Annotated in this window: 22 protein-coding genes; 12 read left to right on the forward strand and 10 right to left on the reverse strand. The window is 73.1% G+C overall.

Translation table 11 applies throughout. The features are described from left to right. Positions 1 to 543: 543 nt before the first annotated feature. The 5 genes from ACYVHU_RS10755 to ACYVHU_RS10775 all read left to right on the forward strand — a co-directional run bounded on the left by ACYVHU_RS10755 (position 544) and on the right by ACYVHU_RS10775 (position 5,472). Positions 544 to 1,866: a DUF418 domain-containing protein gene (locus tag ACYVHU_RS10755; RefSeq protein ID WP_432940303.1), complete on the forward strand. Its 1,323-nt coding sequence runs from the start codon at positions 544 to 546 to the stop codon at positions 1,864 to 1,866. A 107-nt stretch (positions 1,867 to 1,973) separates the two neighbouring features. Beyond that, positions 1,974 to 2,996 (forward strand): tyrosine-type recombinase/integrase, encoded by a 1,023-nt coding sequence (locus ACYVHU_RS10760; protein ID WP_432940306.1) that lies wholly within the window; start codon positions 1,974 to 1,976, stop codon positions 2,994 to 2,996. Positions 2,997 to 3,172: 176 nt separating this feature from the next. Next, positions 3,173 to 3,973: an exodeoxyribonuclease III gene (locus ACYVHU_RS10765; protein WP_235000894.1), complete on the forward strand. Its 801-nt coding sequence runs from the start codon at positions 3,173 to 3,175 to the stop codon at positions 3,971 to 3,973. Positions 3,974 to 4,028: 55 nt separating this feature from the next. Next, the gene (locus ACYVHU_RS10770) at positions 4,029 to 4,781 is read left to right on the forward strand and encodes an alpha/beta fold hydrolase (RefSeq protein ID WP_078761332.1); all 753 of its coding nucleotides are present in this window, start codon (positions 4,029 to 4,031) and stop codon (positions 4,779 to 4,781) included. A gap of 34 nt (positions 4,782 to 4,815) precedes the next feature. After that, positions 4,816 to 5,472: an HAD-IA family hydrolase gene (locus ACYVHU_RS10775; protein WP_078761392.1), complete on the forward strand. Its 657-nt coding sequence runs from the start codon at positions 4,816 to 4,818 to the stop codon at positions 5,470 to 5,472. A gap of 140 nt (positions 5,473 to 5,612) precedes the next feature. Here the strand turns inward: ACYVHU_RS10775 and ACYVHU_RS10780 are convergent, their stop codons facing one another. Next, positions 5,613 to 6,566, reverse strand: coding sequence for an MBL fold metallo-hydrolase (locus tag ACYVHU_RS10780; RefSeq protein ID WP_498948228.1), 954 nt, complete (start codon positions 6,564 to 6,566; stop codon positions 5,613 to 5,615). Positions 6,567 to 6,954: 388 nt separating this feature from the next. Here ACYVHU_RS10780 and ACYVHU_RS10785 point away from each other — a divergent pair, with 388 nt between their 5' ends. Both ACYVHU_RS10785 and ACYVHU_RS10790 read left to right on the forward strand, forming a co-directional pair. Next, positions 6,955 to 7,629 (forward strand): helix-turn-helix domain-containing protein, encoded by a 675-nt coding sequence (locus ACYVHU_RS10785; RefSeq protein ID WP_498948229.1) that lies wholly within the window; start codon positions 6,955 to 6,957, stop codon positions 7,627 to 7,629. A gap of 227 nt (positions 7,630 to 7,856) precedes the next feature. Further along, positions 7,857 to 9,203, forward strand: a complete 1,347-nt coding sequence (locus ACYVHU_RS10790; protein ID WP_498948567.1) for an amino acid permease — start codon at positions 7,857 to 7,859, stop codon at positions 9,201 to 9,203. Between the two features lie 13 nt (positions 9,204 to 9,216). Here the strand turns inward: ACYVHU_RS10790 and ACYVHU_RS10795 are convergent, their stop codons facing one another. Further along, a complete protein-coding gene (locus ACYVHU_RS10795; RefSeq protein ID WP_498948230.1) occupies positions 9,217 to 10,182 on the reverse strand; it encodes an EamA family transporter in 966 nt (321 codons plus the stop codon). Positions 10,183 to 10,433: 251 nt separating this feature from the next. Between ACYVHU_RS10795 and ACYVHU_RS10800 the strand changes: the two genes are divergently transcribed. Beyond that, a complete protein-coding gene (locus ACYVHU_RS10800) occupies positions 10,434 to 10,925 on the forward strand; it encodes an NUDIX domain-containing protein (RefSeq protein ID WP_078761328.1) in 492 nt (163 codons plus the stop codon). A 742-nt stretch (positions 10,926 to 11,667) separates the two neighbouring features. Here the strand turns inward: ACYVHU_RS10800 and ACYVHU_RS10805 are convergent. Further along, positions 11,668 to 12,087, reverse strand: coding sequence for an ankyrin repeat domain-containing protein (locus tag ACYVHU_RS10805; protein WP_498948231.1), 420 nt, complete (start codon positions 12,085 to 12,087; stop codon positions 11,668 to 11,670). 222 nt (positions 12,088 to 12,309) lie between these two features. On the opposite strand from ACYVHU_RS10805, the gene ACYVHU_RS10810 reads away from it, so the two are divergent. From ACYVHU_RS10810 to ACYVHU_RS10820, 3 genes are all read left to right on the forward strand, one after another. Further along, positions 12,310 to 12,783, forward strand: coding sequence for a hypothetical protein (locus ACYVHU_RS10810; RefSeq protein ID WP_498948232.1), 474 nt, complete (start codon positions 12,310 to 12,312; stop codon positions 12,781 to 12,783). A gap of 501 nt (positions 12,784 to 13,284) precedes the next feature. Continuing rightward, the gene (locus ACYVHU_RS10815; RefSeq protein WP_498948233.1) at positions 13,285 to 13,965 is read left to right on the forward strand and encodes a DUF4166 domain-containing protein; all 681 of its coding nucleotides are present in this window, start codon (positions 13,285 to 13,287) and stop codon (positions 13,963 to 13,965) included. Continuing rightward, entirely contained in the window at positions 13,962 to 14,600 is a 639-nt protein-coding gene (locus tag ACYVHU_RS10820; protein WP_498948234.1) for a TetR/AcrR family transcriptional regulator, read from the forward strand. The genes ACYVHU_RS10815 and ACYVHU_RS10820 overlap by 4 nt, the downstream gene beginning before the upstream one ends. Here the strand turns inward: ACYVHU_RS10820 and ACYVHU_RS10825 are convergent. Then, complete coding sequence (locus ACYVHU_RS10825; RefSeq protein ID WP_498948235.1) at positions 14,597 to 15,247, reverse strand: winged helix-turn-helix transcriptional regulator; 651 nt, start codon at positions 15,245 to 15,247, stop codon at positions 14,597 to 14,599. The genes ACYVHU_RS10820 and ACYVHU_RS10825 overlap by 4 nt on opposite strands. A gap of 103 nt (positions 15,248 to 15,350) precedes the next feature. Here ACYVHU_RS10825 and ACYVHU_RS10830 point away from each other — a divergent pair, with 103 nt between their 5' ends. Further along, entirely contained in the window at positions 15,351 to 16,568 is a 1,218-nt protein-coding gene (locus ACYVHU_RS10830) for a pyridoxal phosphate-dependent aminotransferase (RefSeq protein WP_498948236.1), read from the forward strand. Positions 16,569 to 16,619: 51 nt separating this feature from the next. Here ACYVHU_RS10830 and ACYVHU_RS10835 read toward each other — a convergent pair whose 3' ends face one another. The 6 genes from ACYVHU_RS10835 to ACYVHU_RS10860 form a co-directional block, all read right to left on the reverse strand. Beyond that, a complete protein-coding gene (locus tag ACYVHU_RS10835; protein WP_498948237.1) occupies positions 16,620 to 18,050 on the reverse strand; it encodes a hypothetical protein in 1,431 nt (476 codons plus the stop codon). Between the two features lie 35 nt (positions 18,051 to 18,085). Continuing rightward, the gene (locus tag ACYVHU_RS10840; protein ID WP_078761320.1) at positions 18,086 to 19,315 is read right to left on the reverse strand and encodes a site-specific integrase; all 1,230 of its coding nucleotides are present in this window, start codon (positions 19,313 to 19,315) and stop codon (positions 18,086 to 18,088) included. Next, positions 19,312 to 19,779 (reverse strand): hypothetical protein, encoded by a 468-nt coding sequence (locus tag ACYVHU_RS10845; protein ID WP_498948238.1) that lies wholly within the window; start codon positions 19,777 to 19,779, stop codon positions 19,312 to 19,314. Before ACYVHU_RS10845 ends, ACYVHU_RS10840 begins: the two co-directional genes overlap by 4 nt. A 450-nt stretch (positions 19,780 to 20,229) precedes the next feature. Then, positions 20,230 to 20,550, reverse strand: a complete 321-nt coding sequence (locus ACYVHU_RS10850) for a hypothetical protein (protein WP_498948239.1) — start codon at positions 20,548 to 20,550, stop codon at positions 20,230 to 20,232. A gap of 43 nt (positions 20,551 to 20,593) precedes the next feature. Next, positions 20,594 to 21,361, reverse strand: coding sequence for a hypothetical protein (locus tag ACYVHU_RS10855; protein ID WP_498948240.1), 768 nt, complete (start codon positions 21,359 to 21,361; stop codon positions 20,594 to 20,596). 59 nt (positions 21,362 to 21,420) lie between these two features. After that, positions 21,421 to 24,984 (reverse strand): TM0106 family RecB-like putative nuclease, encoded by a 3,564-nt coding sequence (locus ACYVHU_RS10860; RefSeq protein ID WP_498948241.1) that lies wholly within the window; start codon positions 24,982 to 24,984, stop codon positions 21,421 to 21,423. Positions 24,985 to 25,039: the final 55 nt, after the last annotated feature.

Below are 25,039 nucleotides of genomic sequence, written 5' to 3' on the forward strand. Positions count from 1 at the left end.
CCGGAGAGCCGGGCGAACGGCCGGGCGGCGATGGGCGCTTTCGCCGGAGCGGTCCGTGGCGACGGATGGCCCTTCCGGCGCCCCGAGCCCCGCGGAGATCGGATCGCGGGAGGCGGACGGCTCGCTGGGGCGCATCACCTCTGTCGAGATGGGAGGGACCGTGGCGGCGAGGTGGCGCCGGGTCCACCCTCCCCCGGATCGGGGGCGGGTCGCGGCGATTTTTGCTGCATAATTAAATTTATGCAGCAATCGGGTTCTCCTCCCCGGTTGTCGACAGCGGCCCGAGCCCGCCTCCCCGTTTCCCTCCCCGGTACGCGCCCGGACGCGTCCTCCTCGCGCCCCTTCCCTTCCGGCGCGGGCGTCCACGCGGAGGGCTCCCCCGCTTCCCCCTCTCATCCCCCTCCCCTGGCGTGATCACGGGGAACATCCCGTCGCCTGCTGTAGCGATCCGCTCACAAAGCGCGAAAGGGATGATCGACCACAAGCGGCCATAAACGACAGATGACCTGCGGACACCCCCCACCACAGGGAATGCTCGTGTGTGTGTCGAACAGTTCCAAACAGTTCTCCGAACACGCCACCGGACACGACCACGACCCCGGCAGGCAGCAGGAGCACGGGGACACCACACGGGCGAACGCGCTGGCCACCCGCGTGCGACGACTCTCCACCGGCGGCACCGGCCGCCTGGTCGGCGTGGACGTCGCGCGCGGACTGGCGGTGCTGGGGATGTTCGTCGTACACGTCGGCGTGGGGTGGACGCTGGCCGACGGCTCCAACGCCCTGCACCCGATCGCCGCGGGACGCTCCGCGGTGCTGTTCGCCCTGCTGGCCGGGGTCTCCATCGCGCTGTTGTCGGGGGGCGCGCGCCCCAAGACCGGCAAGGACATGGGGGTGGCGCTGTGGCGGGTGGTCATCCGTGGCCTGATCATGCTGCCGTTGGGAACCGCCCTGACCATGATGGGCACACCGGTCTCGGTGATCCTCGCCTACTACGCGGTGTTCTTCGTGCTCGCGGCGCCCCTGATGGACGAACGCTGGCGCATCGTCGCCGGGGTGGCCGCGGTGCTGGGGATCCTCGGCCCCATCCTGTCCTTCCACCTGCGCCGGCTCATCGCCGATGAGGGGCCGCTGGCCGCCCCCGTCCAGACGATCAACTCCTACGATCCCTTCGTGCGTCTCTCGGGCGAGGGGCTCGTCGACTTCCTGCTGACCGGGGCCTATCCGGCGATCACCTGGATGCCGTTCGTGCTGGCGGGCCTGGCGATCGGCCGGCTGGACCTGCGCTCGACGCGCGTGCGCTGGGGGCTGGTGGGTGTGGGCACCGGGCTGGCGGTGCTGGCCTACGGCGTTTCGTGGCTGGCCCTGGACGTGTTCGGCGGGAGGCAGCGGCTGGCCGGCGCCTTCGACCCGACGATGGGCGCCCCCTACGGCACCGAGGGGGTGCGCCAGGCGCTGTACGAGGGGTTCCCCGGTACCGTCCCGCTGTCGGATTGGATGTGGTTGCTGACCGCGGCCCCCCACAGCGGCACGCCGGTGGAGGTCTATGGTTCCGGTGGCGTGGCCATCGCGGTGCTGGGGGCGTGCCTGCTGGCCGCGCCCCACCTGAAGTGGGCGGTCTACCCGTTGGCGTCGGTGGGGGCGCTGGCGTTGACGGTGTATGTGGGGCACATCCTGGTGATCAAGGTGGCCGAGACCGGGGTGTTGGAGGGCACTCCCCTGGCCTTTGTGACCTGGGACCTGTCGGTTTCGGTGCTGCTGGGCTCCCTGGTGTTCGCCACGCTGTGGCGGTCGCTGGTGGGGCGCGGGCCGTTGGAGGGGCCGTTGCACGTGGTGTCGTCCTGGGCGGCGCGGCGGATCCCCTGAGCCGGTGGGCGAGAGGGGGGCGGGGCGCATGCCCCGCCCCCCTCTCGCCGTTCCGTGTCCATGGGGCGGTGGCGTTTTCGGCGCCGTGGGAGGGGATGGTTGAGGGCATGGACGTTGCGGAGGAGGGTCGGGTGTCGTCGATGCGGGTGGTCGAGGCGGTCGAGGAGTTCCTGGTGGCGCGGCGGGCCGGCAAGCCCTCCCCCCACACCGTCGCCGCCTACCGTCGCGACCTGCTGGGGGTGGTGGGGTGCGCGGCGCGGGCGCTGCGGGTGGATCCCGGGGCGGTGGGGGTCGCGGAGCTGTCGGGTGGGGTGATGCGGCAGGCGTTCGCGGAGTTCGCCGCGGAGCGGGCCGCCTCCAGTGTGACGCGGGCCTGGTCGACGTGGAACCAGTTCTTCACCTTCCTGGTGGCCGAGGGGATCGTCGAGGGCAATCCGATGCCGGCGGTGCGCCGTCCCCGCGCGCCGGTGCGCGAGCCCAAGCCGTTGATGGGTGAGGACACCCCCGAGCGGCTGCTGGAGGCGTTGGCGCAGGGGGCGCGTAAGGCGCGGGACCCCTGGCCGCAGCGTGACCTGGCGGTGTTGGCGCTGGCGCTGCTGACGGGGTTGCGCTCGGCGGAGATGTTGGCGTTGCGGTTGGACTCTTTCAGCGGGCGTCCGGGTGAGCGGCGGATCCGGGTGGTGGGCAAGGGCGGGCGGACCCGGTCGCTGCCCATCGAGCCGCCGTTGGAGGCGTTGATCGAGGAGTACCTGCGGACTCGCGCGGAGCGGTTCGGGAAGCGCCCGGCCGGGGCCGACCCGTTGCTGGTGGACAACCGGGGGCAGGCGCTGCGGCGGGGTGGGTTGCAGTATCTGGTGCGCCAGTGCTACCGGCACGCCGGGGTCTATGACCGGGTGGCGCGCGGGACCCTGGTGCACGCGCTGCGGCACACCTTTGCCACGCGGCTGGCCGAGGACGGCGCGTCGGTGACGGAGATCATGCGCCTGTTGGGGCACACCTCGATCACCTCGTCGCAGTCCTACATCGATGTGACGGCGTCGGCGCAGCGCGAGGCGGCGCGGGCGAACCGTACCTATGGGGTGGTGCGCAGGCTCGGTGGTGGTGTGGCCGCGGGTGAGCCTGTGGGGTGAGCGGGGTGCGCCTGGGGCGGGACGGTCCGGTGGCGGGCCGGTGTGTCGTACTGTGATGCCGTCTTGCCGTCGCCGCGTGCCCCCGCTCTCGCCCCGCGCGTCCGCCGGATGGCTGTGGACGTCGTGGTGGGGTCGGGCCGTCGGTGGGGGTGCCGTGTTCGACGAGGGGGGTTTGCGTGATCATCTCGACGGTCAACGTCAATGGGTTGCGGGCGGCCGCGCGCAAGGAGGAGGGGTTCTTGCGGTGGTTGGCCGCGACGGACGCCGATGTGGTGTGCCTGCAGGAGACGCGGGCCGAGCGCGCGCAGCTTCCCGAGGAGGTGATCGCGCCGCCGGGGTGGCATGTGACGTTGGCGCCGGCGCGGGACAAGGGGCGCGCGGGGGTGGCGTTGTACAGCAGGATCCGGCCCGACGCCGTGCGGGTGGGGTTCGGGGTGGAGGAGTTCGCCGACGCGGGCCGCTACGTGGAGGCCGATGTGGCGGGGGTGACGGTGGCCAGCCTGTATCTGCCTTCGGGTGAGGTGGGGACGCCGCGCCAGGAGGAGAAGGAGCGGTTCATGGCGGCGTTCCTGCCCTATCTGGTGGGGTTGCGTGAGCGGGCGGGGGCCGAGGGGCGTGAGGTGGTGGTGTGCGGTGACTGGAACATCGCGCACCGGGAGGCGGACCTGCGCAACTGGAAGGCCAACACGCGCAAGTCGGGGTTTTTGCCGGAGGAGCGCGCCTGGCTGTCGCGGGTCTTCGACGAGGCGGGATACGTCGATGTGGTGCGGTCGTTGTTCCCGGATTCGGAGGGGCCGTACTCATGGTGGTCCTATCGGGGTAAGGCTTTCGACAACGACGCCGGTTGGCGGATCGACTACCACGTCGCGTCGCCGGGGCTGGCGGCGCAGGCGAAGGAGGCTCGGGTCGAGCGGGCCGCGGAGTATGGGCTGCGGTGGTCGGACCACGCGCCGGTGACGGTGCACTACGACGTCTAGGGCGTTGTGGGTGTGAGGGTCGTGCGGTTGGGTTGCGTGTGGGTTGGGAGCGGTTATGCGGGTGCCGATCGTGTTGGTCCACGGGCTTCGGACTTCGGGGAGCATGTGGAGGCCGCAACTGGACGCGCTGCGCGCGCAGGGGCGCACGGTGGTGGCTCCGGACCTTCCCGGGCACGGTCATCGGCGGGGTGAGGAGGGGTTCACCCTGGAGGCGGCGGTGGAGACGGTGCGTGAGGCGATCGACGAGGTCGGTGGTCGGGCGCTGGTCGTGGGGCTGTCGCTGGGCGGGTTCGTGTCGATCGCGACGGCGGCGATCTATCCCGAGCGGGTGGCGGGGTTGGTGGCGGCGAGCTGTTCGGCGCGGCCGGTCAACGCGTTGGCGCACATGTACCGGATTCCCACGGTGCTGTTGGAGCGGCTGCCGGACAAGGGGCTGGCGGTCAATGAGCGGTTCCACCGGTTGATGCTGGACGCGGCGGGCGCCGAGGCGGTGTTGGACGGCGGGTTGGCGATGGAGGCGGCGCGTGGGGTGATCGACGCGATCTCCGACATGGACGTGCTGGGCTTCCTGGGGTCTTATCCGGGGACGGTGTGGTTGATCAACGGGACCCGGGACCATTTCCGTATCCACGAGAAGCTGTTCTTGAACGCGTGTGTGGACGGGCGGTTGTTGGCGGTTCCGCGCGCGGGGCACATGGTGAACCTGGACCAGCCGGAGGTGTTCACCAAGATCGTGGCCGATGCGGCCGATGCGGTGACGGCGCGGATCATCGAGCCGCGTGAGGAGCCGCGGTCGCCGGCGTCGTGAGGCGGGGTGGCGGGGGTGCTTAGACTCGGTGCCCATGATGATCCCGGCCGAGGCCTTGTTGTTCGACATGGACGGAACGCTCATCGATTCGACCCCCGCGGCGGTGCGGTGCTGGCTGAGGTGGGCCGAGGAGTGGGGGGTGAGCCCGCGGCGGTTGGCCGAGGTCCACATGCATGGGCGGCCGGCGGCCGACATCGTGGCGGAGCTGGTGGAGCCGGGGCGGGTGGCCGCCGCGGTGGCGCGTATCGATGAGTTGGAGATCGCCGAGACCGACGGGTTGGTGATGTTGCCGGGGACGGCCGAGCTGTTGGAGTCGTTGCCGCGGGAGCGGTGGGCGGTGGTGACGTCGGCGACGCGGGCGTTGGCGGAGGCGAGGTTGAAGGCGGTGGGGATCGAGGCGCCGCTGGTGGTGACGGCCGATGACATCACCCGGGGCAAGCCGGATCCGGAGCCGTTCGTGGTGGGGGCGCGGTCGCTGGGGGTGGCCGCGTCGCGGTGTGTGGTGTTCGAGGACGCGCCGGTGGGGGTGGCCGCGGGGCGGGCCGCGGGGGCGCGGGTGGTGGCGGTGACGACCACGCACGGGGCGCGGGAGTTGGCGGCCGATGTGGTGGTGGCGGATCTGTCGGCGGTGAGCGTGGTGGAGGCCGACGGGGCGTTGGCGGTGCGGGCCGGGGCGCGGGAGGCCCGGTGAGGTCTGTCGGCCGGTGAGGGCCGGGCCGTGTCGTCTTCGGCTCGGCCCGGGGCCGTGCGGGGTTGCGCTGTGGGGTCGTATACCGGGTGGGTGTGCGGGGTCCGCGGTGGAGGTCGAGGCGTTTTCGGCGCGGGGTGTGGTCATACGGAGGTGTGCAGGGGGCCTCCGTTGTAGACGAGCGTGTCGGCCAGGGCGTGTCGGGTGTCGTAGGGGCTGCGGGTCAGCTCGGTGTAGACGCGGTGCAGGTTGATGACGATGCGTTCGCTGTCGGTCCAGGTGGCGAATTCGGCGAGGTCGCAGTCGAGGGCGGCTTGGAGGGGGGTCAGTCCGCGGCGCACTCCGTTGTGGGCGGTGTGCAGGACGAGGCGGTAGTAGCGTTCGTGGTCGGCGATCATGCGGGGGAGGTCGGCGGCGTCGATGGGGCGGCCGTGGCCGGGGATGACGTGGCGGGCGGGGAAGGTGGACAGCCAGTTCAGGCCGCGTAGTGCCCCGGTGGCCGTGCCCGAGGCGATCATCGGGGTGACCCGGTGGAAGAGCAGGTCACCGGTGAACAGGACGCGCTGGCGGGGAAGCCACACGACGAGGTCGCCGCCGGTGTGGACGGAGGCGCCGGGGTGGTGGAGTTCGACGCGGGTGCGGCCGGCGGTGAGGACCAGTTCGTCGCGGATGGTGCGCGTCGGGGGGCGCAGGGTGAGGTCGCCCCATGAGGGGGCGGGCTGCCAGTAGGGCGAGGGGTGGGCCAGGAAGGTGTCGGCGAGCAGGGAGCGGCGCATGTGTTCGTGGCCGATGATCGTGGTGGTGGCGGGGAGCAGGCTGTTGCCGTAGGTGTGGTCGCCGTGGTGGTGGGTGTTGACGGCGGTGTGGAGGGGGGCGCCGCCGGTGGCGGTGGTGAGCGTGGTGAGGAAGCGTCGGGTGCGTTCCTCGGTGGCGCAGGTGTCGATGACGATGGTGCCGGTGGTGTCGGTGACGGCGCCGGCGTTGTTGATCCACCAGGATCCGTCGGGTTGGATCCAGGCGTGGACGCCGGGGGTGATCTCCTCCAGGCGGGCGGCGTGGGGCGAGGCGTCGTCGGGGGTGGCGGGGGGTGTTGCCATGGGTGCTCTCCGGGGGTTCGTGCGGGGGTGGGGCTGCCTCTCCCCCGTTGTGTCGTCGGGTGTGTAAGCGGCTCTGACCTGCTGAGACGTCGATTCCCCTGGTGGTCGTGGGGCAACGCGGCCGGTGTGGCCTGAAGTGGCCGCGGGGCCGGTGGTGCGGGGTTTGTGGCGTTTCGCGCGTCTTCGGTGCTGGTGTTGTCCCGCCCGGCCGTCTGCGTGAGGTGCTTGTCGCGCGTGTTCTCCTCCGCACGGCGGGGCCGCCGCGTGTCGGTGTCGAGGAGCGGCGGATCGGGGCGGGGCCCAGGGGCGTGCAGGGGGTGAATGGGGGTGCAGGTTCGGGTAGCGGGGCAGGGCGTGGTGGCGGTGCCGATCGGTGAGGGAGGTGGCCGTGGACGGGGACGGGTGGAACACGGCGGGCGATCTGGGGCGTCGGGTGGCTCACCGCCGTGCCCAGCTGGGCATCAGCCTGGAGGAGCTGGCGGTGCGCGCGGACATGGACCCCGGGTATGTGGCCTACCTGGAGGAGAGTCCGGCCAATCCGAGCAGTCAGGCGGTGGAGCGGCTGGCGCGCGCGTTGGACACGACACCGGAGGATCTGCGGGGGGCGTACTCCGAGGCGCCGCCGGGGGCGGCCAGCACGGCGGCGGCCGATCCGGTGCTGTGCGAGTTGGACCGCTCCCAGTGCATGGAGCTGATCGCGCAGGGCGGGGTGGGCCGGGTCGCCTTCTGCGTGCCGGGTGAGCGTTCGCCAATGGTCCTTCCGGTCAACTTCGCGGTCGTGGGCGGGGCGGTGGTGTTTCGGACGCTTTCCGACGGGCTGATCTCCCGGCATCTGGGAGAGGAGGTGACCTTCGAGGTGGATCGGCTGGACACGGTGTCCAGTACGGGGTGGAGTGTTGTGGTGCGTGGTCCGGCGCGGCGGTTGACCGACCCCGGCCGGGTGGAGCGGGTGCGTTCGGAGGTGCAGTTGCGCAGCTGGGCGGGCGGGCGGCGTGAGGCCTACGTCGAGATCGCCGCCGAGCGCGTCACGGGGCGCCGCGTCGAGGACCGCGCGGCGCGCTGAGGGGTGATGGGGCGGTCCTCTCCCCCGGCGCGGCCGGGGTTTCGCGGAGTTGCCTTCCTCACTTTCGGGGCCGTGCGGGGTGTTCGCGGCCTGTCCGTGGCGGTTCCCGTCGTGGCGGGGGCGTAGCCTCGATGGCCGTGACCTCGCACGATTCTCCATCAGCAGGGCCGGTCGGCGCCGGTAGCGGATCGGGCCTCGGCCTGGCCCGTGGTCTGCGCCGCCGCCACATGACCATGATCGCCGTCGGCGGTTCCGTCGGTGCCGGACTGTTCATCGGTTCGGGGGCAGTCATCCACGCGGCGGGGCCCGCCGCGGTGCTGTCCTACGCCCTGGCCGGCGCGTTGGTGCTGTTGACGTTGCGCGCGCTGGGCGAGATGGTGGTCGCCCAGCCCGCGGCCGGTTCCTTCTCCGACTATGCGCGTCTGGCGTTGGGGCCGCGCGCGGGGTTCGCGATCGGCTGGCTGTACTGGTGGTTGTATTGCGTGCTGGTCGCCGCGGAGTCGGTGGCGGGGGCGGCGACGCTGGCGCAGTGGGTTCCCGCGCCGGCGTGGTTGTTGTCGTTGGGGCTGCTGCTGGTGATGACCGGGGCGAACCTGATCTCGGTGCGCGTGTTCGGTGAGACCGAGTCGCTGTTCTCGATGATCAAGATCGCCACGATCGTGGCCTTTTTGATCCTGGGCGGGTTGTTCGCGTTGGGGTTGTGGCCGGGCGCTGAGGGGGCGACCGTCGACAACCTGTGGGCGCACGGCGGGTTCGCGCCCAATGGGTGGTCGGCGGTGCTGGCGGCGACCGTCATCGTGCTGTTCTCCTTCGGCGGGGTGGAGATCGTCACGATCGCGGCCGGGGAGAGTGACGAGCCGGAGACGGGGGTGGCGCGGGCCACCACCAACATCTTGTGGCGTATCGCGCTGTTCTACATCGCCTCCATCGTGGTCATCGTGACGGTGCTGCCGTGGAACGACGCTGATGTGACGACCAGCCCGTTCGTGTCGGTGATGGAGACGGTGGGGGTTCCGGCCGCGCCGTTGATCATGGAGATCGTCGTGTTCGTCGCGGTTCTCAGCGTTCTCAACGCGGCGATGTACACCTCTTCGCGGATGCTGTACGTGTTGACCCGTCAGGGGGACGCGCCCAAGGCGTTGGTGCGGGTGAACCGGCGTGGTGTCCCGGTGCGCGCGATCATGCTGGGCACCGTGGTCGGCTATGCGTCGGTGCTGGCCAACTATCTGTGGCCCGACACGGTGTTCCCGTTCCTGGTGGCCTCGATCGGGGCGATCCTGCTCATCCTGTTCATCACGATCGTGGTGTCCCAGCTGGTCCTGGGCGCCCGGTTGCGTCGTGAGGAGCCGGAGCGGTTGACCCTGCGGATGTGGGGGTTTCCGTACCTGACCTGGGTGACCCTGGCCGGGATGGTGGCGATTCTGGTCGCGATGGCGTTCCTGCCCGACCAGCGCATGCCGTTGGCCGCGTCGCTGGGCAGTTCGGCGGTGGTCCTGGTCGCCTATGAGTTGCGCAGGAGGCTGGGGCGCACGCCGCCCAGCGACCGGCCCTTGGCGCAAGGCCCGCGTAGCTGAGGCGGGCGCGTCCTCAGGCGCGCACGGGGGGTTCGTGGCCGTCTCGGGTCTGCGCGTTCGCCGTGGCGGGGGTGGTGTCGGGGATGGAGCGTTGGGCGGCGAACGCCCCGGCCAAGACGATGGTCGCGCCGATGAGCTGTGGGATGGTCAGGGACTCGCCCAGGAGGAGCCAGGCCGCCACGATCGCGGTGACCACCTCCAGGTAGGCCACCGCGCCGGCCACCGTCGGTGTCAGCCGGCGGATCGCCGCGACCCCGGTGATGTAGGCCAGGACGGTGGCGACCGCGACGAGCCAGGCCAGCAGCAGTGGCGCCGGGGCCGTGCTCCCCGCGACCTCCACGGGGCCGATCAGCACGTTCCAGGGCAGTGTCCAGGGGCGGGCGAGCAGGGTCATCAGCGCGGTGGCGGTCAGCGCGCCGTAGGAGATGACGGCCAGGGGATCGACGGTGTCCCCTTCGGCGTCGGAGAGCAGGAAGTAGCCGGCCTGGCAGGCGGCGGCGCCCAGGGCCAGGGCCAGTCCCAGCGCGTCCAGGCGGATGCCGACCCAGATCTCCACCAGGCAGGCCAGGCCCGCCACGGCCAGGACCACGCCGATGGCGGAGCCGCGCGACACCGGCCGGCGGCGGACCAGCCGGACCCACAGCAGTACCAGGACCGGGCCCAGGAACTCGATGAGCAGGGCCACACCGACGGGGATGCGGGCGATCGAGGCGAAGTACAGCGCCTGGACGCCCGCCATGGGGAAGGCGCCGTAGGCCAGCAGGAGCCAGGGGCGGGCGCGCAACGCGCTGCGGTGGCGTAGCGCCACGGGCAGGAGCAGCAGGGCGGCGCCGGCCAGGCGCAGCCAGGTGACGTGGAGCGGGTCGAGCCCGGCGTCGATGAGAGGGCGGGCGACGGCGCCGGAGCCGCCGAAGGCCAGGGCGGAGAGGATGGCCAGGCCCAGTCCTTGGGCCCGTCGGGACGTGCGGAACTCAGCCACGATGCTGCCTCGCGGAAAGGCGGGGAAAGATCACGCCGTGATCGTAGCGGGTGGGGTGGGGCGGGAGGTGAGCTGGTGGTCCAGGTCGGGTAGGGCGGGTTCCCCGCGTGTTCTGCCTGGTCGGCGCGGTGGTGCCGGGTGTGAGGCGCTGTGGCGGACTGCCCGGGTGGGCCGTTGTCGGCGTTGTCCGCGCCCTTCCCGGGGCGCGGGCGGGCGGGGATGTGAGGGGCGGGCGGCGTAGGGTCGGGTCCATGACCCAAGGCGTGAGCGATCTGGAGTTCTTCGAGAGCCTGCCGCGCACCCGCGGCGCCGCCACCGCGTTGCTGCGTGACGAGGAGGGGCGGACCCTCTTGGTCAAGCCCACCTACAAGCCCGGTTGGAGTCTGCCGGGCGGGGTCATCGAGATGGGTGAGTCGCCGTTGGCGGCCTGTCGCCGGGAGTGCGCCGAGGAGATCGGGTTCGTTCCGGCGCTGTCGGGACTGGTGTGCGTGGACTGGTTGCCGCGGCACTCCTTCCCCGATGGTCGCCCCGCGACGATCTTCGTGTTCGCCGGGGCGGTGTCCCGTGACGTCTTGGAGCGGGTCCGGTTGCCGGCGGAGGAGCTGTCGGCGGCGGTCATGGCCACCCCCGCTGAGGTGGGGCGGCTGCTGCCCGAGGCGATGGCCCGGCGTATCGGACGGTGTTTGCAGGCCGCCACGACGCTGTACCTGGAGGACGGGCGCGAGGTGTCGTGGGAGGGCTGAGGCGGGGCCGGCCGGCGTCTTCTCGCTGAGCGCGGGATCGCGCGGTGATCACGGATCGGCGCGTTCCGCCTCCCCGTGCCGCCGTGTCCCGGACGTACCCGTAGGGGCCTGGCTGCACCATGGCGGCCTCGGCGCTTACCGGAAGGCGGCCATCCGACGTGATCGCAGGCGCGCGGGATCGGTCACGTCGGTGGGGAGAGGCGGGGCCGGGGCGTCGTGGTGGTGGCGGTCGGTGTGGAGTCCCGGGGCCCGGCGGCAGCGCTGCCGGCCGCCGCGGGGGAACCGCGTGCCGGCGTGGGGTGGCGCTGTCGTGGCGGGGAGCCGGTCGAGCCGTGGAGCGGCGCCGCGGTCGGTCCGCTGGTAGCCCGCGCCGGCCGGGCCGGGCCGTGGTACGCGGCGGTGTCCGTCCCCGTGCCGCACCGTGGTCGGCCTGGCCGGCCACGGTGCGGCCCCTCGGCCCTCGTCGGGCAGCGGGGCATTGCCTCGGCGTCGATCCGGGGCCGGCGGCGCGTGGACCGTTCGCGGGGGCGCTCCGGGCCGGGGCGTCGATGCGCGGCGGTCGGCGTGGGGAGCCTCGCCGTGATCGGGTCGTCGTCCCCGCCGATCCTTTACGGAGCCGCCGAACGCGGGGGCGCCTGTTTCGGCCCGCTGCCGTTGTTGTCGCGGCGCGGGGCGGCCGGGATGGCGCCGGGCCGCGCGGGCCGGCCGGTCCCGGGTCGTCGAGGAGACCCGGGACGCGCGCTCACTGTTGCCCGGCGTCGAAGAGGTCGAGGTAGTGGGTCTTGGCGAACATGCGCGCGGTGTCGACCGCGGAGGGGGTGCCGGCCCGTGGGTCGGCCCCGTTCTCGACGAGGGTGCGCACGACCTCGTCCTCGCCCTTGAAGACGGCGCCGGCGAGGGGGGACTGCCCGCGGTCGTTGAGCCGGTCGAGGTCGGCGCCGCGTTCGCACAGCAGCGCGACCGTCTCGGCGTGGCCGTGGTAGGCGGCCAGCATGACCAGGGTGTCGCCCTTGTCGTTGGTGAGGTTGGCCGGGACGCCGGCGTCCAGGTAGGAACGCAGGGCCTGGGTGTCGCCGCTGCGGGCGAGGTTGAAGACCCGGCCGGCCAGCTCGATGACTCCGGGGTCCTGGGCGGGGTCGGTGGGGTTGTCTGCGTCGTTCACGTGGTCAAGCCTAGTGCGCGCTGCTTCCCGGGCAGGTCAGGACGCGGCCCTGACCGGTGTGGAGGCGTCCGGTTCGGGCGAGCCGGTCTCGTCGCGGGGGCGCGGCGTAGGATCGGCGGTGGGGACGGTCCGCTCCGCCGCAAGGCGCCGGCGGCGGTTTTGTCGGTCGTGGTGGGCCGTGACGCCGGGCCGCCGGTGGCGGCCCCTCCGAGGGGAGGATCCGTGCGCCACATCGTGGGATGTGTGACCGGCGTGGTCATGGCCCTGTTCATCCTGGTGGTCACCGGCTGGTCGGCGCCTCGTCTGGGGGAGCTGGTGGAGACGGGCGGCTCCCTGTTCTCGGGCGAGGGTGTCGTGGTGGTGGGCGTGCTCGGCGTGGTGGCGCTGCTGGTGGCCTGTGTCCTGGTGGCTCCCCGGCTCACGCCGCTCCTGCCGGGTGGGGCCGGTCTGGTCCTGGCCGCCGTCAGTGTCGCCTTCCTGCTCCGTCCGGGGTCGGCCGCCGCTCTGTCGTGGCTTCCCGGCCTGGAGGGGGCACGGCGGCTGGCCGAGCTGGGGCTGTACCTGCCGTTGGCGCTCGCGTTGGTCGTTCCGCTGTTCCTGCCCCTGCGCTGGCGCAGTTACCGGCCGCGCGGCCTGCACGCCGCCGCGGTCGAGCCGCCGGGCGGGGCCGGGGAGGCGGGCCGCCGTCTCGAGTGAGTCCTCCCCGCGGCGGTGGGGAGGCGGGTTCCGTGAGGGGGCCGCGGCCGTAAGCGGCCAGGGACCCGGTCTTGAGCGTCTGCTCAAGAAGGTCTAGGTTCACGATCGTGTTTGAGCGAACGCTCAAACTCTCTCTGTTCCCGTGGAGGCCGCCATGGGCCTGTACGCCGAGATGTGGACCCGAGCCGACCTCCGCTCCATCGGGGAGCGCGCCCGAGATCCCCGAACCCGCCACTGCCACGCCCCTCTCCCCCGCCTGTGGTGTCGCGCTGCTTCGGCTCCGCCGGGGCAGGGCGTCGTGGCGATGGCGCCGCGTCGTCGCGCCCCCCTCCGCGCGTACCCCGGCCGCCCTGCCGGAAGGCGCGGTGGTCATCGGCGGCGCGTCTTTGACCACCCGGTGACGGGGCTCCTGGCGGGCCGGGACGCCGCCGGTTCCCTCGGCCGGGCGCACTCGCCTGGTCGTGGCGTCGCCACCGCGCTCCTTCGACGTCTGGAGACCCGATGACCTCGATCTTCCAACGGGCGCTCGGCCCCGACTTCGCCCGGCTCCACCCTCGACTGCAACGGCGCTTCTCCGTCGGGTTGGACAGCGGGCAGGCGTGCGTGGGATTCGGCACCATGGAGCGGGACTGGCGTGGTGGGGCGTTCGTGCGGCCGTTCCTGGCCCTGGGGGCGACGCGCAACATCCTGGTCCCCGACACCGGACGCGGTGTTCCCTTCACCATCGTCAACTTCCCCTACCTCGACTCGCACGGCAGGGAGACCGTCACCTTCGCGCACTCCTTCTTCTTCCCCGCCCGCCGGCGCCGCTTCGACGCGACCATGGTGTTCGACCCGCGGCGCGGGGGCGTCGTCGACTACCTCGGCACCCACCAGCACCTCGCCAGTGACCTGGAGCTGCGGGCCGGGGAGGACGGTTCGCTGCTGATCCGCTCCGGCGAGCACCGGTTCCGGGAGGGCGTCGTGGACGTCCGCGTCCCCTCGTTGGTCGGTGGTGACGCCGAGGTGTGTGAGTCCTACGACGAACGGGCCGGGTGCTTCCGGGTGCGGGTGAGGGTCGTCAACCGTTGGTTCGGGCCGTTGTTCGGGTATGAGGGTTCCTTCAGCGTCGACTACGTTCCCACCGCGGGGCGGCCGGTGCGCTCGGATCTGCGTCCCCGGCGCGAGGAGGTCCGTCTGTGAGCGAGCAGACCAGGACCCGGCTGCTGGAGGGGGCGTTGCGGTCGCTGGGGCGCGAGGGCATCGCCGCGATCTCGGCCCGTTCCATCGCGGCCGCCGCGGGCGTGAACCAGGCCCTCGTCTTCTACCACTTCGGCAGTGTCGAGGGGCTTCTCGTGGCGGCCTGTCACCATGGCGCCCGCCAGCGGGTGGCGCGCTACCGCGACGGGTTCGCCGAGGTCACGATGTTGAGTGGGTTGCTGGAGCTGGGACGCCGGTTGCACGCCCAGGAGCGGGAGCAGGGCCACGTCGCCGTCTTGGCCCAGTTGCTGGCCGGCGCTCGGACCCATCCGCGTCTGGCCGCGGCGATCGCGGCCGGGCTACAGATGTGGGTCGGTGAGATCGAGGGCGTGCTGGAGCGGGTCCTGGCCGGTAGCGCGGTGGAGGGGATCGTGGACGTGCACGGCCTGGCCCGCGCTGTGGCGGCCTCCTTCATGGGCCTGGAGCTTTATGAGGGGGTGGACGAACAGGGCGCGCAACGCGCCCTGGACGCCTTGGCGCGGCTCGCCGCGTTGGCGGTGGTCCTGGAGGAGCTGGGGCTCTTGGCCCAGCGGGCGCTGCGTGTCCGGCTGCGTCGGGCGGCGGAGGGCCGGGGCTAGGCGGTGGCCGTGACGCCGCGCAGCGCGTCGGCGAGTGGCCCCGCGCCCTCGACCGAGATCCGCCCCTGCCCCACGGCCTCGGCGAAGGAGACGCGGCGTCCGGCCAGGTCGGTGGCGGTGGCGGTGTCCATGGCCAGGCGGGCGGCGGGGACGGTGGGGGCGGGGTCCTTGCGCGCCGGTGTGGGGGCGTTCGGGTCGTCGCCGACCTCCAGGTGGAACGTCCCCTCGTCCAGGCGGACCTCGACGGTTCCGGCCAGGCCGGCCGTTGCGGTGCCGATGTGTTCCAGCAGGGGAAGCGCGAACCAGTGGGCGCGTAGCGCGTCGGTGGGGCCTCGTTCGCCGAGCAGGTCGGCGCCCCATCGGGCCAGGGCGGTGAGGACGGGGGCCAGGCCCTGGCCGCGCGGGGTCAGCGCGTAGACGTGGGCGCCGACGGGTAGGCGGCGCCGTTCGACCAGGCCGTCGCGTTCCATCTCCTTGAGGCGGGCGGCCAGCACGTCGGTGCTGACGCCGGGCAGGTCGGCGTGCAGGTCGGTGTAGCGGCGCGGCCCGGCGAGCAGTTCGCGGACGATCAGCAGTGTCCAGCGTTCCCCGACGGCGTCCAGGGCACGGGCGGCGGCGCAGTAGTGGGCGTAGCTTCGGCGCGGCATGGCAAGCAGTCTAACCACACGGTTGGACTTTCCAAGCGTTGACTTGGTAGAACCAAGTAGCATCGTCGTGTCACGGGGACGCGAGGAGCTGAAAGGCCGCCCAATGGAGTTCAAGCAATCGGGGAAACTCGCCGGAGTCTGCTACGAGATCCGGGGTCCGGTGATCGAGCACGCCAACGCCCTGGAGGAGGCCGGGCACAGCGTCCTGCGCCTCAACACCGGCAACCCGGCCCTGTTCGGCTTCGAGGCCCCCCAGGCCCTCCTCGACGACATCACCCGCAACCTCTCCCGCGCCCACGGCTACAGCGACTCGCGCGGCATCCTGCCCGCGCGCCAGGCCGTGGTCGACCACTACCGCGCCCGCGGGTTCGACGACGTCGGCGTGGAGGACGTGTTCCTCGGCAACGGCGTCTCCGAGCTGGTCACCATGGCGGTACAGGCGCTGGTGGACGACGGTGACGAGGTGCTCGTCCCCGCCCCCGATTTCCCGCTGTGGACCGCGGTCACCCGCCTGGCCGGCGGCACCGCCGTCCACTACACCTGTGACGAGTCGGCCAACTGGTGGCCCGACCTCGACGACATCGCCGCGAGGATCACCGACCGCACCAAGGCGATCGTCGTCATCAACCCCAACAACCCCACCGGCGCGGTCTACCCCCGCGAACTGCTGGAGGGCATCCTCGACCTCGCCCGCCGCCACCACCTCGTCGTCTTCGCCGACGAGATCTACGACCAGATCCTCTACGACGGTCTGGTCCACCACCACCTCGCCCCCCTGGCCCCCGACGTGCTGTGCCTGACCTTCAGCGGGCTCTCCAAGGCCTACCGGGTCGCCGGCTTCCGCGCCGGATGGGTCGTGGTCACCGGCCCGCGCCGCCACGCCAAGGACTACTTGGAGGGGCTGACCATGCTCGCCGGCATGCGGCTGTGCCCCAACGTGCCCGCCCAGTACGCGATCCCGGCCGCGTTGGGAGGCGAGCGCAGCATCCAGGGCCTGGTCTTGGACGGGGGCCGGCTGGCCGAGCAGCGCGACCGCGCCTGGGCCGCGCTCAACGCGATCCCCGGCGTCTCCTGCGTCAAGCCCCAGGGGGCGCTGTATGCCTTCCCCCGTCTGGACCCCGAGGTTTACCCCATCCGCGACGACGAGCGTTTCGTCTTGGACCTGCTGCTGCAGGAGAAGATCCACGTCGTCCAGGGCACCGGCTTCAACTGGCCGCGGCCCGACCACTTCCGAGTTCTCACCCTGCCCCACGCCGACGACCTGGAGGTCGCGATCAGCCGTATCGGCCGCTTCCTGGCCGGCTACCGGCAGGAGGGCTGAGCCGGGCCGTTCGGTTCGCGCCCTGGGGTGAGGACGCGAACCGAACGGGGGTCACAGGTGGCGCGGTGACCAGGCCGCGCTGTCGGAGACGCCCGGCGGCAGCGGCGGCAGGAATCCCGCCCCCGGGACCCGGCGCTCCTCGTCGTGTCCCTCCCGGCCCTCGGCCCCCTCCGCGCCGGCCGGGGCGGGCTGCATCGCGGGCATCTCCTGGGTCGGCGGGACGGGGGCGGTCCCCGGCCGCACCGCCTCGGGGGCGACCTCGGGGGCGGCGGGCGCCTGTTCCCGCGGTGCCGCCTCGGGCGCAGGGGCCGTCTCAGGCGGCGTGGCCTCGTCCTCCCGGTCCTGCCGTGCGGCCTCGACGTCGGGCCGGGGCTCGACCACGGGGGTGTCCGCCTCGGCGGCGGGGGCGGTGGGTTCGGCGGCGAACGCCTCGTGCATGGAGGCGCCGGGCGGGATCCGCTGCCACCAGGCCGCGGCCTCCTCCGCGCCGATCTCCTCCACGACCTCAAGCCACCCCTGGACGTGGGGGTGGCGGCGAACCGAGTTCCAGGTGCGCCGGTAGGGCGGCTCGTCCAGGACGATCACGCGCTCGCCGTCGGCTTCGGGGATGTCCGCGGGCACCCCCTCGTTCCAGATCCACGACCCGTCGGCGGCCGTCAGGTTCCACCAGCCGGTGACGATCTCCTCGGGACGGATCTCCCCGCCCGAGGCCGCCGCCACCCAGCTGGGAGCCGGCCGTTCCCCCGCCAGGCCACGTCCCTCGGCTCCGATGAGGGCGTCGGCCAGCAGCGTGTGGAGCTGGAAGTTGTCGCCGATGCCATCGAAACGGACCCGGAAACCACGCCCCGAGGCGCGGTCGAGGACCAGCGCCGACGCCGCCTCGGACATGCGCGCCAACGCGCCGACCTCGTCGAACTCCGGCAGGAACGCGGCCAGGTGGGCGGCGACGGCGGTGAGGTCCTCGCGCAAGACGGTGTCCTCGCGCACCGCCGCTCGCACCGCGGCCTCACCCAGCATCGTCTTGGCCGACAGGCCATAGCGCCGCGACGTCCACCAGCACATGGTGGCGGCGGGGGCGTTCTCGCCCAGGGCCGCGGCGACCCGCTCCTCATCGGCGGAGGTGACCTGTTCGGGCTCGGGCGGTGTGCCGCCGCCCGTCTTCTCCCAGCTTTGGAGGAACAGCGCGGCGCCCTTGCCGCTGTCGGCGGCGCGGCGCAGGATCTCCACCGCGGTGGGTCCGGGGTCGGTCCCCATCTCCACCAGCGCGCCCGCGACCACCGCCAGGTCCGCGGAGACGCCGGGCCCGGCGTGGTGGCCGGAGAATATGGGGGCGAGCGCCTCCAGGGCGATCGCTCGCTCCTCGGTGGGCACCTGGGAGGCGAGACCGTGCACGTTGCGCACGGCGGGCCCGAACCGGTGGGGGGCACCGGCCAGAGCGGCGTCGATCAGTTCCTGGAAGGCGGCACGAAACGCATCGATCACCCGGGCATCTTTCCACAAATCCGGGCATGGTCGGCTCACAGTCCCAGGCGTGTCACCGCGTTGTCGTCCAAGGGGTTGGCGGTGCGGATGTAGCCGTGCACGGTGCGGGCGTTGGTCCAACGGCCCTGGCGCATGATCTCGCGGTCGCCGGCGCCCCCCAGCGCGGCCTGCGTGGCAAACCCCGAACGCAGCGAGTGCCCGCCGAACGCGGAGGGGTCCAGCCCCGCCCGCTCGGCGTAGCGCTTGACCAGCTCGGCCACCGCCCGGCCGGAGATCGCCCGCTGTCCGATACGCCCGTGGCGGTCGATCGCGGGAAACACCGCCCGGCCGGTCCCATCGGCCAGGTCGGTTCCGGGGTAGACGTGGCAGCGGTGGACCCGCGGGTCCTGCCCGTCGGACTCGGCCTCCAAGAGGGCGCGCACCGCAGCAGGGCCGCCGTCGCGCTGGGCCTCCACCAGGTCGGCCCAGGCCGCGAAGGCGCACACCGGGCAGGTGTGGGGCCGCCGGCCTCGGGGCAGGGCCACCTGCTGGGCGTGGCGGGCCTCCTGGTCGGTCTTGGTGACGGCCAGGCGCACGAGGAGCAGCGGTTCACCGGTCTTGGGGTCGGTGTCCACCGCCACGTCGTCGAAGGACAGGGCGGCCAGCTCGCTACGGCGCAGCGCCCCGGCGAACCCGGTGAGCAGCAGTAGCGCGTCACGGCGCCGCGCGGCTCCGGTGGGGTGGCCGGGAGCCGGACGCTCCTCCAACAACGCCTCCAGGGTGTGCAGGAGCACCGGCCGCTTGCGGGCGGGCCGGGCGCGGCGTCGTCGCCGGATGCCCCGCAGGGTCATGCGCACCACATCGGCGCGGGTGGGCGAGGCCAGGCCGTGGGCGGCGTGCACCGCGGCGATCGCCGCGGCCTTGCGTTCCAGGGTCGAGGGCGACAGCGCCCAGCGGTGCGGGTCGTCCTCGCGCACGGTGTCGGCGGCGGCCGCGAGGTAGACCGCGACGTCCACCGGGTCGGCCGGCAGCGACCGGCGCCCCTCCGCCAGGCACCAGGCGGTGAAGGCCACCCAGTCGGAGCGGTAGGCGCGCAACGTGTTGGGCGACTGGGCCGCGGCGAGGTAGCGGCCGAGCGCGCCGGCCTGCTCCTCGTCGAAGCGCCGGCGGACCGCCTCCAGCGCCGCGACGTCGATCAGCACGCTGTGGGCCACGTGGTCCAGGCCCGTGCGAACTTCGGCGGGCAGGACCTCGCCGATCTCCTCGGGGTCTTCGGCGGAGGTCACGACGCTCCCGTGAAGGCGGTGGTCATGGCGGACAGGAGTTCGGCCGGCGGGGCCAGCCACAGCAGCGCGGCACCCGACAGCAGCGCCGCGATGGCGAACATGACGGCGGCGACCCGGCGGCGCAGCCGGAGCGCGAGGGCCACCCCGCACAGCGGGACGATCAGGGCGCAGACCACCAACAAGACGAGGTACCAGGCGGCGTTGCGCCGGGCGCCCGCGCCGACCTCGCCGGCCCCCAGCATCGCGAACGCCTCGGCCAGGTAGAACACGAAGAAGAGGGCCGAGCCGCCCGCCCATATCAGGGTCAGCGCGCTCCACACCAGCAGCGGCCAGCGCGCGGGGATGTCGACCACGACCGGATCGCGCCTGACCGTCCGCGTCGGTGTGGGGGCCGCCCGCCCGCCCTGCTCCCGCGTGGGCGTCGCGCCACGGGGCCTGCGGGTCTTCCTCTTCTTGGGTGACACACGTCCCTCCGCACTGGTTTCCCGGCGGCCGGCCGGCCGCCCCGCATCACCCTAGGACCTCGCGCGGGTGCATCGGACGGCCCGCCGGGGCCGGGCGAGCGGGGAAGGGGGACGGCCGGGGAGGCTCGGCGTCCCTGCGGCCGCGCAGGCTGGGCGGGCACGGCCCAGGTGGTCTGTGTGGGGATCGGGCGTGACCGGCTTCACGGCGCAGACCAGGGCCCCATCAGGCGAGGCCGGACCCGGGTAACGGAAGGAGCCGTCCGGGCAGGCGAGGCGCCGGCCACGGAAGGAGCCGTCCGGGCAGGCGAGGCGCCGGCCACGGAAGGAGCCGTCCGGGCAGGCGGGGCGCCGGCCACGGTGGCGCCGTCTCGCCCCGTGCCTCCAGGGGCGGGTCAGGGCGCCGCGGCGGTCATGACCGACAGCGCGCGCCGCACCCCGGGGCGCGGGGGGTCATCCGGGCAGGAGCAGCGTTCCCGAGGCGAACACCACCGGCCACAGCAGCAGGACCAGTGACAGGCGCGCGGTGAGCGGGTCGTCGGCCACCGTCGCGATCGCCGCACACAGCAACGGCAGGCCGACGGCCGCGCCGACACCGAGCGTGTACCATTCGGCGGCCGAGCGCACGCCTTCCCCCGACTGGGTCGCGGCGATTCCGTTGAGACAGCCCACCGGGCCCAGCAGCATGCAGAGCACGGCGAGCACTCCCACGGTCAGGCGCACGCCCCGCTGGCGCCGTTGCGGTGCGCCGGGACCGCCTTCGGGCGTTGACATCGTTCTTCCCTTCCAAGGTCGTGGCCGCTATGGGCGCCGTGGTTCAGGCGGGAAGGCGGAGCAGGTCGCGCTCGTCGAGGAAGTCGGCGACGGCGTCGGCGAGCTCGGGGATCCCCCGATCCGCCACCTCCAGTTCCAGCACGGGCAGACGCGAGGAGGCCGCGGCGGCGCGCAGCTCCTCCTGTTCGCGGACGAACGTCGACAGGTCGTCGTACTGGGAGGGGTTTCCCGACACCTTCAACCGCTCGGCGCGCGCCGCCGGGAAGGTGGCGGGCGCGCGCGTGCACAACACCACCACGAAGCCCAACGGGGCCAGGCGCTCCTCCAGCCAGCCGAAGTCGTAGTGGCGGCCCAGGCGGGCCTGGTGCACCCGGGTCGACAGGTGGAAGCGGTCGACGATCCAGGAGTAGTAGCGCTGGAGCTCAAACATCCGCACCCAGGTGCGGTAGGTCTCCAACGCCGGGTCCGCCAGCTCGGGGCCGAAGTCGATCAGGCTGGGCCCCCACGCCTGGTTGGACAGTCCGCTCCACTCGGCCGAGACCAGCGGCGAGTGGTAGCGGTAGCGGCGCGGGCCCACGATACGGGGGTGCTCGTTCAGCGCGAACGCCAGATCGGTCTTGCCGGTCAGGCGGGTGCCCTCCAGGATGATCTTGGGGCACAGCGGAGTGGTGGGGATCGAGGTCACAGCGTAATCCAACGCGGTCGCGGCGCCGTGATCAAGACCGTGGGCGTGTGGCGATGGCCGGTCGCGGACTGCGGGGGCGGACACGGGCAGCGCGCCGCCGTGGTGGTCGGCCTCCCCGGCGTCCATGCGTGCCGTCCCCGCCGGTCCGGGCCGTGGTGACGAGACGACGGTCGGGCGGGGCCGTCTCAGGGGCGCGGGGTCCAGCGCGTTTCCCCGGCGGGCGGCCAGGGGCGGGCCCGGGCGCACAGGTCGGCGAAGCCCGCCAGCACCCGCAGCTCGCCCACCGAGCGGGGCGCCGCGGCGACCAGTCCCGGGGAGTAGACCAGCGCGGCGAGCACCTGCGCCCGGGACAACGCGACGTTGAGCCGGTTGCGCGAGAGAACGAAGTCCAGCCCCCGGGTGGCCTCGGCCGCGCTGGAGACCGTCATCGAACAGACCACCACCGGCGCCTCCTGCCCCTGGAAGCGGTCCACGGTGCCCACCCTGACCTGCTCCAGGCCGGCCTCCTCCAGTGCCCGCCGCAGCGCGCGGACCTGGAGGTTGTAGGGCGCCACCACGAGGATGTCGGCGCCGGTCAGCTCGCGCGGCGGCGCGCCCGGTTCGCTGAAGCCCGTCCCGACCAGGCGCGTGACCAGGTCGAGGACCGCCGTGACCTCCTCGGGGCTGTGGGTGGCCCGCCCGGCGTGTTCCACCTCCACCCGGTACAGCCCGGGTTCGGCGGCCTGGAGATCGCGCAGCGCCGCGCAGGGGTGGGCGTGCAGCAGCCCCCGGTAGGACAGGTGCGACACCGGGGCGCACACCGCCGGATGCATCCGGCGGGTCTGGTCCAGGAAGTAGCCCATGGAGGGGGCGATGATCTCGTCGTCGCCGACCAGGTGCTCCAGCGCGGAGGCGTCGGCGCCCTCGCCGTGAGTGCCCTGGACGACCTGCGGTAGCTGCTGGGGGTCGCCGAGCAGGACCAGGTTGTGGGCGGCGGCGGAGACGGCGAGGGTGTCGGCCAGGGCGAACTGCCCGGCCTCATCGACGATGAGCACGTCGAAGGGGTCGGCCAGGATCGTCTCGTTGGCGAAGTTCCAGGCGGTGCCGCCGACCAGGTAACCGCCCTCCTGCCCCGAACGCCACCCCGCCAGTGCCTTGATGTCGCGCGGCTGGTGCCAGGGCAGGTCGGGGTCGGCCTTCTTCGCCGGACGCTTGGCGCAGGGCAGGTCCGCGCCGGCCGCCCGCACCGCGGCCGACAAGACGTTCTCCACCGCCTTGTGGCTGGTCGAGCAGACGCCCACGCTGCGTCCCTGGGCGACCAGGTGGGTGATGAGCCGCGCGGCCAGGTAGGTCTTGCCGGCCCCCGGTGGCCCCTGTACCGCCAGGTAGGAGGAGTCGAGCCGTTCCACCGCCGCGATCACCGTGGCGACGAGATCACCGTCGTAGTGGGCGGGGTCGGGCAGCTCACCGCCGTCGCGCAACCGGGGCGGGCGGCGGCGCAGCACGTCCAGTCCGGCGCCCTCGCGCGGTGCGGGCAGCGCGGCGACGGCCTGTTCGGCCACCCCGTGCAGCGCGGTGTCCTTGGGCGCCGAGCGCACCGGCGGGCCGGGCAGCACCGCGATCGGCGCGCGGGCGTAGGTGTCGCCGGGGTCGGCGGTCTCCACCAGCGTGACCCGGTCGGGGCCGGCGCTGTGGACGCGGGCGGTGACCGCGGTGGCGGGCTGGCCGGGCGGCCCCGCGTACAGCAGCCGCACGTCGTCGCCTGCGCTGTAGGGGTGGGGGCGGGCCGGGTCGGCGCGCACCTCCAGCTCGCGTCGGGACTTGCGCTGGCGGCCGGTGGGCTCCTGCCACTCCCCCGCGCGCACCCGCACCGGGACCAGGCAGTCGTTGTCGGCCTCCAGCTCCTCGACCGGCGCGGACAGGCGGCGGAAGTAGTCCCACCACGACGGGTTCTCCTCGCGCCGGTAGTAGCCGACGAGGGCGGCGAGCAGGGCGCGGGCCTGCTGGTCGGCGTCGCGTGCGGCGGGGTCGGCGGGGACCCCCTCCAGCAGCGGGTCGGTGAGGGCGCGCAGGCGGGCCTCCACTTCGGCGCGCAGGCGGGCCCGCTCCGCCGCCGCCTCGGGGTCCTCCTCGATCAGCTCGGACTGGCGCAGCGGTCGCACGGTGATGCCGTGCTCGTCGCGCCGTTCCTCCAGCCAGTCGCGCAGCCGGGCCGTGGACACGCAGTCGTCGCGGTTGTAGGCGGCGATGTCGGCCAGGATCTTCTCGGCGCGTTCGGACTCCCCGGCCTCGCGGGCGGCGAGGTAGTCGGCGTAGGCGTCGATGCTGGAGGTGGCGGTGGTGACCTCGCCCGAGCGTCCGCCTCCCAGGTAGAGCGGCTCCAGGTACTTGATGGAGTAGGAACGCTGTGACACGCGCAGGCTCTTCTTCACCACGGTGTACAGGTCGACGAGCCGTCCGCCGCGCAGGAGTTCATCGACCTCGGTCTCGCGGGTGGCGAACGCGGCGGCGAGCAGTTTGAGCCGGTCGGCCTCGTAGGAGGCGTAGTGGTAGATGTGGGCGTCAGGGTCGGCGTCCATGCGGGCGACGGCGAAGTCCACGAACTCCTCGAAGGCGCGTTTCTCGCCGGCGCGGTCGTGGGCCCAGAAGGGGTGGAAGAGGGTCTGTCCCTCCTCCTCGGTCACCGCGCCGAACAGGTACTCCAGGCCGCGTTCGCCCGCGTCCCCGTAGTAGGGGTAGCCCTCCATGTCGAAGAACACGTCGCCGGGGCTGGGCGCGGGCAGGGAGGCCAGCCCCTCCTCGGCGTAGACCTCGGCGATGACGGTGCCGACGGGGTCGTCGACGGTGCGGGTGGCGTCCTGGCGGACCTGGAGCGCGGCCTGTTCGCGCAGGCGGGTGTAGGAGTGGCGGGGCAGGGCGGCGGGGCGGTCCTCCTCGGTGGCGGCGGCCAGCGCGTCGATCGTGGTGATGCCCACGTCGTGCAGCTTGCGCACCTGGTCGGTGCGGATCCCGGCGACCAGGGACAGGTGGCGGGCCCGGGAGCGGCCTTCGGCGCACATGGCCGCGTAGCCGCAGCGTTCGCAGGTGTGCCGGGGCTCGCCCCACAGTGGCCGGGGCAGTGAGGCGGGCGTGTCCAGCCGGCGCACGAGGCGGTCGCGTACGGGGGCGAGGAAGGGGATGAACTCGGCGACCCGGTGGGAGCGGATGGCGCGGTCGCCGGTGAGCAGGTGCATCTGCTCGGGTGGGCGTGGCGCGACCCGGGACAGGGCGTCGGCGTAGGCGGCCAGCTGGAGGACCGCTCCGGGGCCGGGGTCGCGGGCGAGTTTGGTGTCCCAGGGCTCGTAGGAGCCGTCACCGGGGCGCCGTTCGCCGGTGGCGGGGTCCACGCGGGTGCTGATGAGGAAGTCCGCGCGGCCGTGGAAGGCGACGTGGGGGGCGATCGGCTGGTAGAAGACGCCCTGGTAGATCACCGGGGCGCCGGCCGCCATGGCCTCCGTGGTGGCGCGTGCCGCCGCGGTCATCGCGGCCTCGGTGGGTTCTGGGTCGTCGATGGCGACGACGCCGTCGCCGAACAGTTCCCGCAGGCGCTCCAGTTCGGCCTGCTCGTGGGCGGCTCCATGGCGGGCGACGAGGGGGTCGATGTCGGCGGGGACCGGCGCGCCGGGGACCCGGGCGGCCAGCGCGGCCTTGAGCGCGCTGCGGTGGTCGCACTCCATCGCGTCGACGAGATCGGTGGGGGAGATCACCCAACCCGACACGGTGCGAAACACCGGCACGCCCCTTCCCGGCAGTGGAACTCCCGGGGAATTGTGTCACGGCCCCGCC

It is taken from the genome of Marinactinospora endophytica, assembly GCF_054780875.1.

Coding starts and splice junctions, on each gene's coding strand:
- ACYVHU_RS10760 (WP_432940306.1), top strand. CDS start 1,974: ATGGACGTTGCGGAGGAGGGTCGGGTGTCGTCGATGCGGGTGGTCGAG.
- ACYVHU_RS10770 (WP_078761332.1), top strand. CDS start 4,029: ATGCGGGTGCCGATCGTGTTGGTCCACGGGCTTCGGACTTCGGGGAGC.
- ACYVHU_RS10775 (WP_078761392.1), top strand. CDS start 4,816: ATGATGATCCCGGCCGAGGCCTTGTTGTTCGACATGGACGGAACGCTC.
- ACYVHU_RS10780 (WP_498948228.1), bottom strand. CDS start 6,566: ATGGCAACACCCCCCGCCACCCCCGACGACGCCTCGCCCCACGCCGCC.
- ACYVHU_RS10790 (WP_498948567.1), top strand. CDS start 7,857: ATGACCATGATCGCCGTCGGCGGTTCCGTCGGTGCCGGACTGTTCATC.
- ACYVHU_RS10800 (WP_078761328.1), top strand. CDS start 10,434: ATGACCCAAGGCGTGAGCGATCTGGAGTTCTTCGAGAGCCTGCCGCGC.
- ACYVHU_RS10815 (WP_498948233.1), top strand. CDS start 13,285: ATGACCTCGATCTTCCAACGGGCGCTCGGCCCCGACTTCGCCCGGCTC.
- ACYVHU_RS10825 (WP_498948235.1), bottom strand. CDS start 15,247: ATGCCGCGCCGAAGCTACGCCCACTACTGCGCCGCCGCCCGTGCCCTG.
- ACYVHU_RS10830 (WP_498948236.1), top strand. CDS start 15,351: ATGGAGTTCAAGCAATCGGGGAAACTCGCCGGAGTCTGCTACGAGATC.
- ACYVHU_RS10850 (WP_498948239.1), bottom strand. CDS start 20,550: ATGTCAACGCCCGAAGGCGGTCCCGGCGCACCGCAACGGCGCCAGCGG.
- ACYVHU_RS10855 (WP_498948240.1), bottom strand. CDS start 21,361: ATGGACGCCGGGGAGGCCGACCACCACGGCGGCGCGCTGCCCGTGTCC.